General features: G+C 45.1%; 1 protein-coding gene. It reads right to left on the bottom strand.

The window, feature by feature from the left end:
• Positions 1-80: 80 nt before the first annotated feature.
• The gene (gene orn / locus A3766_RS21210) at positions 81-638 is read right to left on the bottom strand and encodes an oligoribonuclease (protein ID WP_068509667.1); all 558 of its coding nucleotides are present in this window, start codon (positions 636-638) and stop codon (positions 81-83) included.
• Positions 639-789: the final 151 nt, after the last annotated feature.

The following is a 789-nucleotide window of genomic DNA, read 5'->3' as shown; positions in this document are numbered from 1 at the left end:
ACCCACCACAGAGGACACAGAGCGGCCGGAGGCCTGCACGGAGAAACCAAAAGAAGGGTTCTTAAAGGAGTGGCACTTACTTAGGCTTTAATAAAGTGCTCCCGGTAATATTTTAGCTCTTCAATCGAATCTCGAATATCATCAAGTGCCAGGTGAGTACCTTGTTTTTTTAAGCCTGATTGAATCTCTGGTTTCCAGCGCCTAACTAGCTCTTTCAATGTACTGACATCCAGGTTCCGGTAATGAAAGAAGGCTTCTAGCTCCGGCATATACTTCACCAAGAAGCGCCGATCCTGACCAATGGTATTTCCGCAAATTGGCGAGCAGCCCTTATCTACATATTGCTTCAAGAACTCTATCGTATCTTGTTCTGCTTCTCTCTCGGAAGTATTGCTGGCTTTAACCCGAGCAGTCAGACCATTTTCACCATGTGTTTTGGTACACCATTCATCCATAGAGTCCATCAATTCGTCACTTTGGTGAATCGCGATAACCGGCCCTTCCGCCAGGGTATTTAGCTGTGAGTCGGTCACAATCGTAGCGATCTCGATAATGCGCTCTTGTTCAGGATCCAAGCCGGTCATTTCTAGGTCGATCCAGATAAGGTTGTCTTTATGTTTCGCGGGGCTGTCGGTCATCAAAATAGTCCTATGATTAATGCTGGTGCTTGGCAGCTAAAGATAATCACTATATTCGATATAAACAAGCTTCTGGAATACTTTTACTGCTAGAATAGCGCCATTGGTTCTTTTCCTAGCGATTCATCGGAGCTTATGAGCAAACGTAAAC

The organism is Oleiphilus sp. HI0132 (assembly GCF_001635845.1).
The sequence above is the reverse complement of the archived record's forward strand: the minus strand, read 5'-3'. Positions and strand labels throughout refer to the sequence as shown.

What these genes read in the sequence shown, in the direction of transcription:
- orn (WP_068509667.1), bottom strand. Translation starts at nt 638, where the DNA reads ATGACCGACAGCCCCGCGAAACATAAAGACAACCTTATCTGGATCGAC.